The 15,050-nt window shown below is 66.5% G+C and carries 13 protein-coding genes and 1 tRNA gene; all 14 read left to right on the top strand.

Going from position 1 to position 15,050, the window contains the following annotated elements; genetic code table 11:
* Positions 1 to 50: 50 nt before the first annotated feature.
* The 14 genes from nuoH (at position 51) to pheT (ending at position 14,971) form a co-directional block, all read left to right on the top strand.
* Positions 51 to 1,106 (top strand): NADH-quinone oxidoreductase subunit NuoH, encoded by a 1,056-nt coding sequence (gene nuoH / locus ACLFRB_RS00175; protein ID WP_411066966.1) that lies wholly within the window; start codon positions 51 to 53, stop codon positions 1,104 to 1,106.
* An 18-nt stretch (positions 1,107 to 1,124) separates the two neighbouring features.
* A complete protein-coding gene (gene nuoI / locus ACLFRB_RS00170) occupies positions 1,125 to 1,610 on the top strand; it encodes an NADH-quinone oxidoreductase subunit NuoI (protein WP_054964699.1) in 486 nt (161 codons plus the stop codon).
* A 115-nt stretch (positions 1,611 to 1,725) separates the two neighbouring features.
* Complete coding sequence (locus tag ACLFRB_RS00165) at positions 1,726 to 2,343, top strand: NADH-quinone oxidoreductase subunit J (RefSeq protein ID WP_411066965.1); 618 nt, start codon at positions 1,726 to 1,728, stop codon at positions 2,341 to 2,343.
* A 40-nt stretch (positions 2,344 to 2,383) separates the two neighbouring features.
* Positions 2,384 to 2,689, top strand: coding sequence for an NADH-quinone oxidoreductase subunit NuoK (gene nuoK / locus ACLFRB_RS00160; RefSeq protein ID WP_054964697.1), 306 nt, complete (start codon positions 2,384 to 2,386; stop codon positions 2,687 to 2,689).
* An 87-nt stretch (positions 2,690 to 2,776) separates the two neighbouring features.
* The gene (gene nuoL / locus ACLFRB_RS00155; protein ID WP_411066964.1) at positions 2,777 to 4,699 is read left to right on the top strand and encodes an NADH-quinone oxidoreductase subunit L; all 1,923 of its coding nucleotides are present in this window, start codon (positions 2,777 to 2,779) and stop codon (positions 4,697 to 4,699) included.
* 36 nt (positions 4,700 to 4,735) lie between these two features.
* Entirely contained in the window at positions 4,736 to 6,214 is a 1,479-nt protein-coding gene (locus ACLFRB_RS00150; RefSeq protein ID WP_411066963.1) for an NADH-quinone oxidoreductase subunit M, read from the top strand.
* A gap of 37 nt (positions 6,215 to 6,251) precedes the next feature.
* A complete protein-coding gene (gene nuoN / locus ACLFRB_RS00145) occupies positions 6,252 to 7,700 on the top strand; it encodes an NADH-quinone oxidoreductase subunit NuoN (RefSeq protein WP_411066962.1) in 1,449 nt (482 codons plus the stop codon).
* 92 nt (positions 7,701 to 7,792) lie between these two features.
* A tRNA-Val gene (locus ACLFRB_RS00140) sits at positions 7,793 to 7,867 on the top strand.
* 129 nt (positions 7,868 to 7,996) lie between these two features.
* The gene (gene thrS, locus ACLFRB_RS00135; protein WP_411066961.1) at positions 7,997 to 9,928 is read left to right on the top strand and encodes a threonine--tRNA ligase; all 1,932 of its coding nucleotides are present in this window, start codon (positions 7,997 to 7,999) and stop codon (positions 9,926 to 9,928) included.
* A gap of 2 nt (positions 9,929 to 9,930) precedes the next feature.
* Positions 9,931 to 10,455: a translation initiation factor IF-3 gene (infC, locus tag ACLFRB_RS00130; protein WP_411067082.1), complete on the top strand. Its 525-nt coding sequence runs from the start codon at positions 9,931 to 9,933 to the stop codon at positions 10,453 to 10,455.
* A gap of 65 nt (positions 10,456 to 10,520) precedes the next feature.
* Complete coding sequence (gene rpmI, locus ACLFRB_RS00125; protein ID WP_411066960.1) at positions 10,521 to 10,718, top strand: 50S ribosomal protein L35; 198 nt, start codon at positions 10,521 to 10,523, stop codon at positions 10,716 to 10,718.
* 117 nt (positions 10,719 to 10,835) lie between these two features.
* Complete coding sequence (gene rplT, locus ACLFRB_RS00120) at positions 10,836 to 11,195, top strand: 50S ribosomal protein L20 (RefSeq protein ID WP_411066959.1); 360 nt, start codon at positions 10,836 to 10,838, stop codon at positions 11,193 to 11,195.
* A 119-nt stretch (positions 11,196 to 11,314) separates the two neighbouring features.
* Positions 11,315 to 12,343, top strand: coding sequence for a phenylalanine--tRNA ligase subunit alpha (gene pheS, locus ACLFRB_RS00115; protein ID WP_411066958.1), 1,029 nt, complete (start codon positions 11,315 to 11,317; stop codon positions 12,341 to 12,343).
* A 231-nt stretch (positions 12,344 to 12,574) separates the two neighbouring features.
* Positions 12,575 to 14,971, top strand: a complete 2,397-nt coding sequence (gene pheT / locus ACLFRB_RS00110) for a phenylalanine--tRNA ligase subunit beta (RefSeq protein ID WP_411066957.1) — start codon at positions 12,575 to 12,577, stop codon at positions 14,969 to 14,971.
* Positions 14,972 to 15,050: the final 79 nt, after the last annotated feature.

The raw sequence follows: 15,050 nt of genomic DNA, 5'->3' as shown, positions 1-15,050 counted from the left end.
CCGGCGCGCCGCCGGCCCGGTTTCCGGGTACCAAACTTAAGGGGTGATGGATGACCTTGGCCTCATGGACATTCGAGTACGTCCTGCCGGTGGCCTGGATTCTGGCCCAAATCGTGGCCGTCCTGGTGCCGCTGATGCTCGCGGTGGCCTACCTGACCTTCGCCGAGCGCAAGGTGATCGGCTACATCCAGCTGCGGGTGGGACCCAACCGGGTCGGTCCACGGGGCTGGCTGCAGCCCATCGCCGATGCGCTGAAGCTGCTGTTCAAGGAATCCATCTTCCCGTCGCAGTCGAACCGCGGCGTCTACATCATCGCCCCCATCTTGTCCCTTGGTCCCGCGCTGCTGGCCTGGGCGGTGATTCCCTTCGGGCCCACCTACGACACCCCCATCGGGGAGGTTACCCCGGTGCTGGCGGACATCGACGTCAGCCTGCTGTTCCTGCTGGCGGTAACGGCCCTAGGGATCTACGGCATCATCATGGCGGGCTGGGCCGCCAACTCGAAGTACGCCATCCTCGGCTCCATGCGGGCCGGCGCCCAGATGATCGCCTACGAGATCGCCATGGGGTTCGCGCTGATCGGCGTGATCATGGCCGCCAACAGCCTGAACATCGGTGAGATCGTGGCGGGGCAGACGGGCGGCATCTGGAACTGGTACTTCCTGCCCCTGCTACCGCTGTTCGTGGTCTATTTCGTCTCCGGCGTGGCGGAGACCAACCGCGCGCCCTTCGACGTGGCCGAGGGCGAATCGGAGATCGTGGCGGGCTTCCACGTGGAATACGCCGGCATGACCTTCGCCCTGTTCTTCCTGGCGGAATACGCCAACATGATCCTGATCTCCATCCTCACCGCCCTGCTGTTCCTGGGCGGCTGGGATGCCCCGCTGCCGGTGGCCCCCTTTACCTGGATCCCGGGCCCCGTATGGCTGCTGCTGAAGACAGCGCTGTTCCTGTTCTTCTTCCTCTGGTTCCGGGCAACCTTTCCGCGCTACCGCTATGACCAGATCATGCGGCTGGGCTGGAAGGTCTTCATCCCGGTGACGCTGGTGTGGATCCTGGTGATCGCCGTGGCCAACCTGACGCCCCTGGCCCCGATCTTCCACTGATAGATGGGAGCACGAACCATGTCCGGCCCGAGGTTCTTCCAGACCTTCTTTTTGACGGAGCTGTGGCGCGGCCTTATGCTCACGGGCCGCCACATGTTCAAGCGGAAGATAACCGTCCAGTACCCGGACGAGTACACGCCGATGTCGCCGCGGTTCCGCGGCCTCCATGCCTTGCGGCGGTATCCGAACGGCGAGGAGCGGTGCATTGCCTGCAAGCTGTGCGAGGCCGTCTGCCCCGCTTTGGCCATCACCATCGAGAGCGAGGAGCGGGACGACGGCACCCGCCGGACCACCCGCTACGACATCGACCTCACCAAGTGCATCTACTGCGGGCTGTGTGAGGAGTCCTGCCCGGTGGATTCCATCGTGGAGACGCACATTTTCGAGTTCCACGGGGAGGAGCGGGGCGATCTGATCTACGGCAAGGAAACCCTGCTGGCCATCGGCGACAAGTACGAAGCGGAGATTGCCGAGAACCGGCGCCTGGATGCGCCATACCGATGAGCGCCCCTCCCGGGCATGGCCCGGCCCCCTCGTCCGGGGCCGAGGGGAGGCGCGTGTGTGCCACTACCGGCGAGTCACCTACTAGCGACCGCGCAAGCGAGGAAAGACAGCGACCATGTCTGCCCTAGAGGCCATTTTTTACCTGTTCGCCACCATCCTGGTGGCCTCCGCCTTCATGGTGATCTCGGCCCGCAACCCGGTCCATTCGGTGCTGTTCCTGGTGCTGGCCTTCTTCAACGGCGCGGCCCTGTTCATCCTGGCCGGTGCCGAGTTCCTCGGCTTCACCCTGATCCTGGTGTACGTGGGGGCAGTCATGGTGCTGTTCCTGTTCGTCATCATGATGCTCGACATCAACCTGTCCCGGATGCGGGAGGGGATTCTCAACTACCTGCCGCTGGGGGCGGTGATCGCCTTCATCCTGGTGGTGGAGATGGCCATGGCGCTCACCGCCGGGGGCGAGGCCCCGATGATCGGCGGGGACAGCGCCCTCGGCGGCGAGGAGGCGGGCAACACCACCCTCCTCGGCCGGGTGCTGTACACCGACTACTTCCTGCCTTTCGAGGTGGCGGCCCTGGTGCTCCTGGTTGCCCTGGTGGCGGCCATCGCCCTGACCCTGCGCCGCCGGCCCGATTCCAAGTACCAGGAGCCCGGGGAGCAGGTGCAGGTACGGCGCGGCGACCGCGTGCGCATGGTGGACATGCCCTCCGAGGGCGGCCAGGGCACCGACCAATAGGACCACGGGCGGACGTCCCGTACAGGACCTGGGAGAACGCATGATTCCGCTTTCGAACTATCTGGTGCTGGGTGCGATCGTCTTCGCCATCGGCGTGATGGGGATCTTCCTCAACCGGAAGAACGTCATCACCATCCTGATGGCCATCGAGCTGATCCTCCTGGCGGTGAACATCAACTTCATCGCCTTCAGTCAGCACCTCAACAACCTCGACGGCCAGGTGTTCGTGTTCTTCATCCTCACGGTGGCGGCCGCGGAGGCGGCCATCGGGCTGGCCATTCTGGTGCTGTTTTTCCGCAACAAGCGCAGCATCGACGTGGACGATATCAACAGCCTGCAAGGCTGACGGCCCGCCCCGGGACCGGAATCCAAAAGGGGCCCCGCACGCGGCTGGCGGGGTGCGACCAACCACTCGGAAGGGGAAGCGGCAACCATGGAAGCGCTTTACCTGCTGATCCCGCTGGCTTCGCTGGCGGGGGCCATCATGGCCGGGACCAAGGCCCTGAGCGACCGGGAGGTGGGGCATCGCTGGGCGATTCCCGGTGTGGCCATCTCCTTCTTGCTTTCCCTTTACGTCCTGGCCGACGTCCTGCAGGGCAACACCTTCAACGGCACGGTCTACACCTGGCTGGTGAGCGGGGACCTGAGCCTGGAGGTGGGCTTCCTCATCGATCCGCTGACCGCCCTGATGATGACGGTGGTCACCTTCGTCAGCCTGTTGGTGCACGTCTACACCATCGGCTACATGCACGGGGACCCCGGTTACAACCGGTTCTTCAGCTACATCTCCCTGTTCACCTTCTTCATGCTCATGCTGGTCATGGGCAACAACTTCCTGGTGCTGTTCTTCGGCTGGGAAGGCGTGGGGCTGGTCTCCTACCTCCTGATCGGTTTCTGGTACAAGCGGCCCACGGCTATCGCCGCCAACCTCAAGGCCTTCCTGGTCAATCGCGTGGGCGACTTCGGCTTCCTGCTGGGCATCGCTGCCATCTACGCCTGGTTCGGCACCCTGCAGTATGACGCCGTGTTCGAGCAGGTGGGGGACCTGGCCGGGACCACCTTCGCCCTCTTCCCCGGGTGGGAGTGGTCGGTGGTGACCTTCATCGCCATCGCCCTGTTCGTGGGCGCCATGGGCAAGTCGGCCCAGGTGCCGCTGCATGTGTGGCTGCCGGACTCCATGGAGGGCCCCACGCCCATCTCGGCGCTGATCCACGCCGCCACGATGGTGACCGCGGGTGTCTTCATGCTGGCGCGGCTGTCCCCCATCTTCGAGCACAGCGAGACCGCCCTGGCAGTGGTGCTGATTGTCGGCGCGGTGACCGCCCTGTTCATGGCCCTCATCGGGCTGGTGCAGAACGACATCAAGCGGGTGATCGCCTACTCCACCCTCAGCCAGCTGGGCTACATGGTGGTGGCCATGGGCGTGTCCGCCTATGCGGCGGGCATCTTCCACCTCATGACCCACGCCTTCTTCAAGGCGTTGCTGTTCCTGGGCGCCGGCTCGGCCATCCACGCCGTACTGGACGAGCAGGACATGCGCAAGATGGGCGGCCTGAAGAAGCACATGCCGATCACCCACTGGACCTTCCTGATCGGCGCCCTGGCGCTGGCCGGGATCTGGCCCTTCGCGGGGTACTATTCCAAGGACACCATCATCGAGGCCACCGCGCTCTCGCACATCCCGGGGGCCGGGTTCGCCCACTTGGCGGTGCTGGCCGGCGTGGTAGTCACCGCCCTGTACACCTTCCGCATGTACTTCATGACCTTCCACGGCGAGGAGCGCATGGACGAGCACACCAAGGCGCACGTCCATGAATCGCCCCGGGTGATCACCGTGCCGCTGATCCTGCTCGCCCTCCCTTCGGTGTTTGCCGGCTTCGTCTGGATCGAGCCCGTGGCCTTCGGCGGGTTCTTCGGCGATGCCCTGTACGTGGCCGAGGGGCACCGCGTCCTGGAGGAGCTGCACCACCACCACGGTGGCTGGCAGGTCTACATCCCATTGGCCCTGGCGCTACTGGGCATCGGCGCCGCCTACTACCTGTACATGGTGCGTACGGACCTGCCGGCAAAGATCGCCGACGCCAGCGGCCCCGTGTACGGGATCCTGGACAAGAAGTACGGCTTCGATGCGCTCTTTGACCGGGTGTTCGCCGAGGGGGGCATCGGTCTCGGCCGTTTCCTGTGGCGGCGGGGCGACCAGGACATCATCGACGACGGCCTGGTTAACGGCACCGCGCGCCGCGTCGCCGCCCTGTCCGGCCGGCTTCGGGCCATGCAGAGCGGCTACGTCTATCACTACGCCTTCTCCATGCTGATCGGGGTGTTCGTCCTGGTCAGCTGGTACCTGATCCGATAACCGTCGGTCCGGGAAAACGCTTCGGGAGAGGACCTCGTGGAACAGCTTCCCATCCTGAGTCTATCCGTCTGGCTGCCCATCCTGGGCGGGCTGCTGGTCCTGGCCCTGGGCCGCAATCGCGATGAGATGGCGCGGTGGCTGGCCCTGGTGGTATCCGGCGTGGTGTTCCTGATCACCACGCTGCTGCTGGTGGGCTTCGACACCGGAACGGCGGGCATGCAGTTCGTCGAGGACCGGGTGTGGATCCCGGCCTTCGACATCCACTACAAGCTCGGCGTGGACGGGCTGTCGGTGCTGCTGGTGCTGCTCACCTCCCTGTCCACGGTGATCGCCGTGGCCGCCTCCTGGGAATCCATCACCCGGCAGGTGCCCCTGTACATGGCCGCCTTCCTGATCATGAACGGCCTCATGATCGGCGTCTTCTCGGCGCTTGACGCGGTGCTGTTCTACGTGTTCTGGGAGGCCATGCTGATCCCCATGTTCCTGATCATCGGGATCTGGGGCGGGCCCAACCGCATCTACGCCACCATCAAGTTCTTCCTCTACACCTTCTTCGGCTCCGTGCTGATGCTGGTGGCCCTGGTCTACCTCTACGCCCAGGCCGGCACTTTCGACATCCTCGCCCTGCACGATGTCCAGCTGTCCCTTGCGGAGCAGGTGTGGATCTTCCTGGCCTTCCTGATCGCCTTCGCCGTGAAGGTGCCCATGTGGCCGGTGCACACCTGGCTGCCCGACGCCCACGTGGAGGCGCCGACCGCCGGGTCGGTGATCCTGGCGGCCATCATGCTGAAGATGGGCGGCTATGGCTTCCTGCGCTTCTCCCTGCCCATCACCCCGGACGCCAGCCACGAGCTGGCCTGGCTGGTGATCGCTGTGTCCCTGGTGGCGGTGGTCTACATCGGCCTGGTGGCCCTGGTGCAGGAGGACATGAAGAAGCTGGTGGCCTACTCCTCCATCGCCCACATGGGCTTCGTGACCCTGGGCTACTTCATGTTCAACAACCAGGGCGTCGCCGGGGGACTCGTGCAGATGATCTCCCACGGCTTCGTCTCCGCCGCGCTGTTCCTGTGCATCGGCGTCATGTATGACCGCCTGCACACGCGGCGCATCAGCGAGTATGGCGGCGTTGCCAATGTGATGCCGGTGTTCGCCGCCTTCTTCATGCTGTTTGCCATGGCCAACGCCGGCCTGCCGGGGACCTCCGGGTTCGTGGGCGAGTTCATGGTGATCCTGGGAGCCTTCAAGGTGCAGCCCTGGTTTGCCGTCCTGGCCGCCACTACCCTGATCCTCGGCGCCGCCTACACGCTGTGGCTGTACAAGCGGGTGATCTTCGGGGCCGTTACCTCCGAAAAGGTCGAACGCGAGATGCCGCCCATGTCCGTGCGGGAGAAGTGGGTGTTCGCACCCCTGGCGGTCCTCGTGCTCCTGATGGGGCTGTGGCCCGCGCCTTTCCTGGAGATCATGGACAGCTCGGTCACCCAGCTGGTCGAGCAGGCCAACACCACCAAGCTCTGATCGCGGCAAGCGATCCCGGGTAAGAGGGTAGGAACGCATGGAGTTTTCAGCGAGCGACCTGGGGGCCATCCTCCCCGAGCTTTTCGTGGTGGCGATGGCCTGCGTGATCCTGGTTCTGGACCTGTACCTGAAGCCGGGGCAGCGGGGCATCACCTATGGCGCCACCGTGCTCACCCTGCTGGTGGGGGCCCTGCTGGCCATCACCGGTCTGCCCGAGGCGAGGGAGACCGCCTTCCACGGCCATTTCGTCCACGACTCCCTCAGCGGGGTGCTCAAGCTCGTGCTCCTGGTGATGACGGCCCTGGTGGTGATCTACGCCCGCCGTCCGCTGCAGCGCCTGGAGATGTACAAGGGCGAGCTGTTCATCCTCGTGCTGCTCGCCACTACGGGCATGATGCTCATGGCCTCCGCGGGGACGCTCCTGATGGCCTACCTGGGCCTGGAGCTCATGTCCCTGTCCCTGTACACCATGATCGCCATGGACCGGGACTCGGTGCCGGCCACCGAAGGGGCGCTCAAGTACTTCATCCTCGGCTCGCTGGCCTCCGGGGTCTTCCTCTACGGCCTCTCGCTGCTCTACGGCGCCAGCGGCAGCCTGCTGATCGCCGACGTGGCCAGTCACGCGGGCGAGGTGGGGGTGGACGATCCCCTCATGGTAATGGGCGTGGTGTTCGTCGCCATCGGCCTGGCCTTCAAGCTGGGCGCCGTTCCCTTCCACATGTGGGTGCCCGACGTCTACCAGGGCGCGCCGTCCCCGATCACCGCCCTGCTCGCCTCCACGCCCAAGCTTGCGGCCTTCGCCCTGCTGCTGCGGATCATGGTGGACGGGCTCGGCCCCATGGCGGCCCAGTGGCAGGAGATCGCCGCCATCCTGGCGGTGCTGTCCCTGGTGGTGGGCAACGTGGTGGCCATCGCCCAGAGCAGTCTGAAGCGGATGCTGGCCTATTCGGCCATCGCCCACGTGGGCTACCTGCTCATTGGCCTGGCTGCGGCCCCCACCGCCGAGACCGGCTACATGCCCACCATGATGTACATGGTCATGTACACCCTCATGGGCGGCGCTGCCTTCGGCCTGGTGACCATGATGCACCGTCAGGGCGTGGCCGGGGAGCGCATCGAGGATTATGCCGGTTTCTCCCAGAGCCACCCCTGGAAGGCCTTCCTGTTGCTGATCCTGATGTTCGCCATGGCCGGGGTCCCGCCCACGGGCGGCTTCATGGCCAAGCTGTACGTCTTCCAGGCCGCCGTCCAGGCGGACATGGTGGGCTTGGCGGTGTTCGGTGTCCTCATGGCCGTCATCGGCGCCTTTTACTATCTCCGGGTGGTGAAGGTGATGTACTTCGACACACCGGCCGCGGAGCTGAGCCCGGACCGGGACGGCCTCGCCACCGGCGCCCTGTCCCTGAACGCGCTGGCCGTGCTCCTGTTCGGCATCGTCCCGGGCCCGCTGGTGGAGCTGTCCCTGTTCGCCGTGCGTACCCTGTGAGGACGGCCCCGGACCGCGCCGTCGGAGGGCGCGCCGGGGCGGACAGGGTTGACCCTTGGTGCGGCGGAGTGGTAGCTTTCCAAGTTCCCAAAAGGCGCGTAGCTCAGCGGGAGAGCGCTACCTTGACACGGTAGAGGTCGGCGGTTCGAAACCGCCCGCGCCTACCATATCCTGACTCGAGGCATCCGCCCGGATGCCTTTTTTTGTTTCCAGGGAACTCGGCGTGGCAGGGAGGGGCCAAACCTCCGGTTCCTGTCCGAATCCGAGCTCCGGTTCCAGCAAGCAGGGAGTCCGCGGTGCCATCCGTTTCCCTACCCGACGGGTCCAAAAAAGAATTCGAGCAGCCGGTCACGGTTGGCGACGTGGCCGCCGACATCGGTCCAGGGCTGGCCAAGGCCGCCGTGGCCGGCAAGGTGAACGGGCGTCTGGTGGACCTCTCCGCTCCGGTCCCGGATAACGCCGAAGTGGCCATCGTAACCGCCGACGACGAGGAAGGCCTGGAGGTTATCCGGCACTCCACCGCCCATCTCCTTGCGGAGGCGGTGAAGGAGCTGTTTCCCGAGGCCCAGGTCACCATCGGCCCGGTGGTGGAGAACGGCTTTTATTACGATTTCGCCTACGACCGCCCCTTCACCCCCGAAGACCTGGAGGCCATCGAGGAGAAGATGGCCGAGATCGCCGAGCGGGACGAGCCGGTGCAGCGCGAGGTCTGGGACCGGAACGAGGCCATCCGCTTCTTCCGCGACCAGGGGGAGGTCTACAAAGCGGAGATCATCGGCGAGATCCCCGATAACGAGGACGTGTCCGTCTACTGGCAAGGCGATTTCGTCGACCTGTGTCGGGGGCCGCACGTGCCGAGCACGGGCAAGCTCAAGGCCTTCAAGCTCACCAAGGTCTCCGGAGCCTACTGGCGCGGCGACGCCCGCAATGAGATGCTGCAGCGGGTTTATGGCACGGCGTGGCCCGACAAGAAGGCCCTGAAGCGCTACCTCAAGCAGCTGGAGGAGGCGGAGAAGCGCGACCACCGGCGGCTCGGTCAGCAGCTGGACCTATTCTCGATCCAGGAGGACGCCGGCGGCGGCTTGGTGTTCTGGCACCCCAAGGGGGCGCGCATCCGGCGGCGCATCGAGGAGTACTGGCGCTCCGAGCACGAGCGGGCCGGCTACGAGTTCCTGTACACCCCCCACGTGGCCGATTACGACCTGTGGCAGACCTCCGGGCACGCGGACTTCTACAGCGACTCCATGTATCCGGCCATGGAAGTGGAAGGGCATCCCTTCGAGATCAAGCCCATGAACTGCCCCTTCCACGTCCTGGTGTACAAGGACCAGCTGCGCTCCTACCGCGAGCTGCCCATCCGCTGGGCGGAGCTGGGCACGGTGTACCGCTACGAGATGAGCGGGGCCCTGCACGGTCTCATGCGGGTGCGCGGCTTCACCCAGGACGACGCCCACATCTTCTGCCGTGAGGACCAGATGGAGTCGGAGATCGCGGGGGTTCTGGACCTCACCCTGCGGGTCCTCAACACCTTCGGCTTCGACGAGGTCGACCTCTATCTCTCCACGCGGCCGGAGGAGAAGTCGGTGGGCTCCGACGAGATCTGGGAGAAGGCCACCGCGGCGCTGCGGGGCGCCATCGAGCGCCAGGGGCTGGAGTACCACCTCGACGAGGGCGGCGGCGCCTTCTACGGCCCCAAGATCGACTTCAAGATCCGCGATGCCATCGGCCGGCAGTGGCAGTGCTCCACCGTCCAGCTTGACTTCAACCTCCCGGAGCGTTTCGATCTGGAATATGTGGACGAGTCGAGCGAGCGCGCACGACCCATCATGATCCACCGGGCCATCTTCGGCTCCCTGGAGCGCTTCTTCGGCGTCCTGATCGAGCACTACGCCGGCAAGTTCCCGGCCTGGCTTGCCCCGGTCCAGGCGCAGGTGCTCCCCATCACCGACCATCAGGCCGACTACGCCGCCGAGGTGGCGAATCGGCTGAAAAACGCCGGGTTTTGGGCGGAGGCCGACTTGAGGAACGAAAAGGTCGGCTTTAAAATACGTCAGCACACCATGGACAAGGTCCCCTACATGCTGGTGGTGGGGGACCAGGAAATGGAGTCCGGCCAGGTATCCGTGCGCCACCGGTCCGGGGAGGATCTGGGGGCCATGGATGTCGCCACGTTTGTCGACCGTCTGCGCAGCGAGGTCGATAACAAACAGATCGAATCGGAGGGCTAGAGATCGCTAAACAGGAGAAACAGCCGCGCGTCAACGAGGACATCGAAGCCGAAGAGGTGCGCCTGGTTGACGCCGAGGGCGAGCAGGTAGGCGTTGTTTCCCTCCAGGAAGCGTTCGATAGAGCGGACGAGGCTGGTCTCGACCTGGTCGAGGTCTCGCCGCAGGCCGAGCCGCCTGTGTGCAAGATCATGGACTACGGCAAGTACAAGTACGAGGCCAGCAAGCAGGCCCACCGTGCGAAGGCGAAGACGAAGCAAGTCCAGCTCAAGGAAGTCAAGTTCCGTCCCAAGACGGATCAGCACGACTACCAGGTCAAGCTCAAGAACGCCATCCGGTTCCTCAAGCAAGGCGATCGCGTCAAGGTCACCATGCGCTTCCGCGGCCGGGAGATGCTCCATCAGGACATCGGACGGGGGATTCTCCAGCGCATCGAGGAGGATCTCGCCGAGTACGGCAAGGTGGAGCAGCAGCCCAAGCTGGAAGGGCGGCAGATGATCATGGTGGTCACTCCCATCAAGCACCAGTAGGCCGGAACCGCGTCCGGCGCCCATTCCCGTTCATCCCAAGACCTCAGGCCGGGAGAGCAGTCGCTATGCCCAAGATGAAGACCAACCGCGGCGCGGCCAAGCGCTTCAAGGTTACCGCCCGCGGCAAGATCAAGCGCCGCAGCTCGCACTACAGCCACATCCGCACCAAGAAGGGCCGCGACCGCAAGCGCAACCTGCGCAAGCCGGATCTGGTCTCCAAGGTGGAGGAAGGCAACGTGCGCCGGATGCTTCCCTACTCCTGAGCCCGTCTCGGGAGCCGTGGCGGGCGCTTCCCGCGGCCCGCCGGAATCCGTTGGACCCCTGCGGGGACCCGCCCCGGGATCTGCGTGGGGCCCAAAGATCCAAGGAGCTGAGAAGAAATGGCACGAGTCAAGCGCGGCGTCGAGTCCCGCCGGCGTCACAAGAAGGTCCTGAAGCAGGCCAAGGGCTTCCAGGGCCGCAAGAAGAACTGCTTCCGGGTTGCCAACGAGTTCGTCGAGCGTGCGGCCCAGTACCAGTACCGCGACCGCAAGCAGCGCAAGCGCGATTTCCGCCGGCTGTGGGTGACCCGGATCAACGCCGGCGCCCGGGAGCACGGCCTGAGCTACAGCCGGTTCATCAACGGCCTGCGCAACGCCGGGGTGGAGGTGGACCGCAAGGTCCTGGCCGACCTGGCGGTGCGGGACAAGGAGGCCTTCGCCCGCGTGGTCGAGGTGGCCAAGGAGGCCCAGGCGGCCTAGGCGCCGTCTCCCGAACCGGAAACGGCATGTCACGGGGAGAAAGGGCCAGGCCCTTTCTCCCTTTGTGTTTGGGGCGGGGGGTTCCTCCCGCCTCCGCACTCGGAATCCGTGGAGCGAGCATGCAGGAACAGCTGGAGGCCATTCGGGGCCGGGCGGAGGAGGAGATCCGCGCCGCCGAGTCCCTGGACGAGCTGGAGCGTTTGCGGGTGGGCTATCTGGGGAAGAAGGGGGAGCTCACGGGCCTGCTCAAACAAGTGGGGCAGCTCGATCCGGAGGAGCGCAAGGAGTTCGGGCAGGCCGTGAACGCCGCCAAGGAGGCCGTGGCCGGGCTGCTCGAAGAGCGGCGGGTGGAGGTGGCCCGGGCCGAGCTGGAGCACCGGCTGGAGGCCGAGCGCATCGACGTGACCCTGCCGGGCCGCCACGCCGAGGTGGGCGGGCTCCATCCGGTGACCCGCATGCTGGAGCGCATTGAGGACCTGTTCGTCTCCATGGGCTTCGAGGTGGACAAGGGCCCCGAGATCGAGGACGCCTTCCACAACTTCGAGGCCCTCAACATCCCGGCGGACCACCCCGCGCGGATGATGCACGACACCTTTTATTTCGACGGGGACTGGCTGCTGCGGACGCACACGAGCCCGGTGCAGATCCGGGTCATGAAGGACCGCGAGCCGCCGCTGCGGACCATCGCCCCCGGGCGGGTGTTCCGCTGTGACAGCGACGTCACCCACACCCCCATGTTCCATCAGGTGGAGGGCTTCGTGGTGGACGAGCAGGTGAGCTTCGCCCACCTCAAGGGCCTCCTGCAGGACTTCCTGCAGCGCCTGTTCGAGCGCGACGACCTGCCTGTCCGCTTCCGACCCAGCTACTTCCCCTTCACCGAGCCCTCCGCGGAGGTGGACATCGGCTGCGTGATCTGCGAAGGGGCCGGCTGCCGGGTGTGCAAGCACACCGGCTGGCTGGAGGTGCTCGGGGCGGGGCTGATCCACCCCAACGTCTTCGGTCACGTGGGGATCGATGCCGACCGCTACGGCGGCCTGGCTTTCGGCATGGGGGTGGAGCGACTGACCATGCTGCGCTACGGAGTGGACGACCTGCGTCTGTTCTTCGAGAACGACGTGCGCTTCCTCGCGCAGTTCCAGGCCGGGTAGGCCGTTTGCTCGGGAAACACGGGAACCGCAGAGGCGCAGAGAGGGCGGAGAACGGCCACGGTAAAAGGCTGAAGAAGGGTTCCGAAGCATCTTCCCGCACTTTGGTGCGCGGGAAGGCGTGCAGGGTCCGGATCTCGCTTGCCGTGCCTTTTCGTTTTTTCTGTTCTCCGCGTTCCCCGTGTCTCGGCGGTTCAATCAGTTCTCAGGCTAGTTTCTCAGGAAGGGACACCGATGCGGTTCAGTGAGCGCTGGCTCGCCGAGTGGGTGGAGCATGGCTGGGACCGGGAGACCCTGGTCCACCGGCTGACCATGGCCGGGCTGGAGGTGGAGGGCACCGAGTACCTGGGCCAGGGACTCGACAAGGTCCTGGTGGGGGTGATCGAGGCCTGCGAGCAGCACCCCAACGCCGACCGCTTGTCCCTGTGCCGGGTGGACGCCGGGGAAGGGCAGACGCGCAGCATCGTTTGCGGGGCCACCAACATGGGGCCGGGAGACCGGGTGCCCGTGGCCATTCCCGGGGCCACCCTGCCCAACGGCATGAAGATCAAGAAGAGCAAGCTGCGCGGGGAGACCTCCGAAGGGATGCTGTGCTCCGAGACGGAGCTGGGTCTGGCGGAGGAAAGCGCCGGCCTCATGATCCTCCCCGAGGACGCCCCGGTGGGCACCCCCGTCCGGGACTACTTGGACCTGGACGACACGGTGGTGGAACTGGATCTCACCCCCAACCGGGGCGACTGCCTGTCGGTGGCCGGGATCGCCCGGGAGGTGGCGGCCCTGTCCGACCAGCCGCTGGTGGGCCCGCCCCTGGGTCCCGTGGCGCCGTCCTCGGGGGCCAAGCGGGAGGTGCAACTGGAGGCCGGTGCGGACTGTCCGCGCTACCTGGGCCGGGTGGTGCAGGGTGTGGCGGCGGGCCGGGAGACCCCCTTCTGGATGCGGGAGCGCCTGCGCCGCTGCGGGGTGCGGCCCGTCTCCCTACTGGTGGACGTCACCAACTACGTCATGCTCGAGCTGGGGCAGCCCCTGCATGCCTTCGACAACCGCCGGCTGGCGGGCGACATCCGCGTTCGCCACGCCGCTGCCGGTGAGCCGGTGACCCTGCTCGACGGCAGCGCGGTGGAGCTGGAGGCCGGTGCCCTGGTGGTCGCCGACGACGCGGGGGTCCAGGCGGTGGCGGGCGTGATGGGCGCCCAGGGCTCCGCCGTGGACGAGGAGACCGAGGAGGTCTTCCTGGAGGCCGCCCACTTCCGCCCCGGGGCCCTGGCCGGCCGGGCGCGCAAGCTGGGACTGCACACCGACGCCAGCCACCGCTTCGAGCGGGGCGTGGACCCGCACCTCCCGGTGATCGCCATGGAGCGGGCTACCGCTCTCCTGATGGAGATCGCCGGGGGGATCCCCGGGCCGGTTACCGAGGCGCTCAACGAGGCCGACCTGCCGCAGCGCCCGGTGATCCCCTTCCGCCCGGCGCGGGCCGATGCCCGGCTGGGCACCGAGCTCGGCGCCGACGCCATGGGCGATGCCTTCCGCCGGCTGAGCTTCGAGACCGAGGAAGAGGGCGAGGAATGGGAGGTGGTGCCGCCTTCGTATCGCTTCGACCTGGCCCTGGAGGCGGACCTCATCGAGGAGGTGGCCCGCCTGCACGGCTACGACCGGCTCCCCACCGCCCGTCTGGCCGGTTCCATGGAGCCCCATGCCGGTCTTGAGACCGATGTCCAGGATCGGCCCCTGCGCCAGGCCCTGGTGGACCGGGGGTACCGGGAGGTGATCACCTACAGCTTCGTGGATCCCGACACCGTGGGTCGGCTTGATCCCGAGGCCGAGCCCTTGGCCCTCGCCAACCCCCTGTCCCGCGAGCAATCGGTCATGCGTCCCGACCTGTTCGCCGGGCTCCTGGAGACCGCCGCCGCCAACCGGGCCCGGCAGAACCACCGCCTCCGGCTCTTCGAGCTGGGCCGGGTGTTCCCTAGGATTGGCGGGGAGATCCAGCAACGGGACGCCGTCGGCGGCCTCCTGGCCGGTCCCGTGGATCCGCCGCACTGGGACGGGCGGCGCCGGGCCGCCGATTTCTTCGACGGGAAGGGCGACGTGGAGGCTTTGCTGCGGCGCGCCGGGGTCGGTGCGGATCGCGCGGAGTTCCGGGCCGAGGCCCACCCCGCCCTGCATCCCGGCCAGACGGCCCGCGTCCTGGTGAATGGGGAGCCCGCCGGATGGGTGGGAACCCTCCATCCCTCCGTGGCGGAGGGCCTGGAGGTGGATGCCTGTACGGTGCTTTACCAGCTTGATCTGGAGACGCTTCGTGCGCACGCTGGAGATGTGCCCCGGTATCAAGCGGTTCCGCGCCTGCCGGTAACCCACCGAGATCTGGCGGTGGTCGTGCCCGAGGAGGTGACCGCCGCGGCCCTCCAGGAGCCGCTCGCCGAGGGGCTGGAGGGCGGCCCGCTGGCCCTCGTGGACTGGCGAATTTTCGATGTATACACTGGCAAAGGCGTCGAGGAAGGCTTTAAAAGCATAGGCTTGTCCCTGACCCTGCAGCCCCGGGAGGAGACGCCCACCGACGCGCAGATCGAGGCGGCCGTATCGGAGCTAGTGGACCGCCTCGCCGCCCGGGGGGGTGCGACCCTGCGGAGTTGAGGGCGGGGTCCCTCTTCTCGGGCATTCGACCCGGCCACCGACCCGCCCGATGGGCCAGGCGGTGGCCTCCCTGTTCCGA

The sequence above is a fragment of the Thiohalorhabdus sp. genome, assembly GCF_046545655.1.
Taxonomy (GTDB): Bacteria; Pseudomonadota; Gammaproteobacteria; order Thiohalorhabdales; family Thiohalorhabdaceae; genus Thiohalorhabdus.
Note: the sequence above shows the minus strand (reverse complement) of the source record. Positions and strands in the feature narration are given on the sequence as shown.

Coding starts and splice junctions, on each gene's coding strand:
- nuoH (WP_411066966.1), top strand. CDS start 51: ATGACCTTGGCCTCATGGACATTCGAGTACGTCCTGCCGGTGGCCTGG.
- nuoI (WP_054964699.1), top strand. CDS start 1,125: ATGTCCGGCCCGAGGTTCTTCCAGACCTTCTTTTTGACGGAGCTGTGG.
- ACLFRB_RS00165 (WP_411066965.1), top strand. CDS start 1,726: ATGTCTGCCCTAGAGGCCATTTTTTACCTGTTCGCCACCATCCTGGTG.
- nuoK (WP_054964697.1), top strand. CDS start 2,384: ATGATTCCGCTTTCGAACTATCTGGTGCTGGGTGCGATCGTCTTCGCC.
- nuoL (WP_411066964.1), top strand. CDS start 2,777: ATGGAAGCGCTTTACCTGCTGATCCCGCTGGCTTCGCTGGCGGGGGCC.
- nuoN (WP_411066962.1), top strand. CDS start 6,252: ATGGAGTTTTCAGCGAGCGACCTGGGGGCCATCCTCCCCGAGCTTTTC.
- rpmI (WP_411066960.1), top strand. CDS start 10,521: ATGCCCAAGATGAAGACCAACCGCGGCGCGGCCAAGCGCTTCAAGGTT.
- rplT (WP_411066959.1), top strand. CDS start 10,836: ATGGCACGAGTCAAGCGCGGCGTCGAGTCCCGCCGGCGTCACAAGAAG.
- pheS (WP_411066958.1), top strand. CDS start 11,315: ATGCAGGAACAGCTGGAGGCCATTCGGGGCCGGGCGGAGGAGGAGATC.
- pheT (WP_411066957.1), top strand. CDS start 12,575: ATGCGGTTCAGTGAGCGCTGGCTCGCCGAGTGGGTGGAGCATGGCTGG.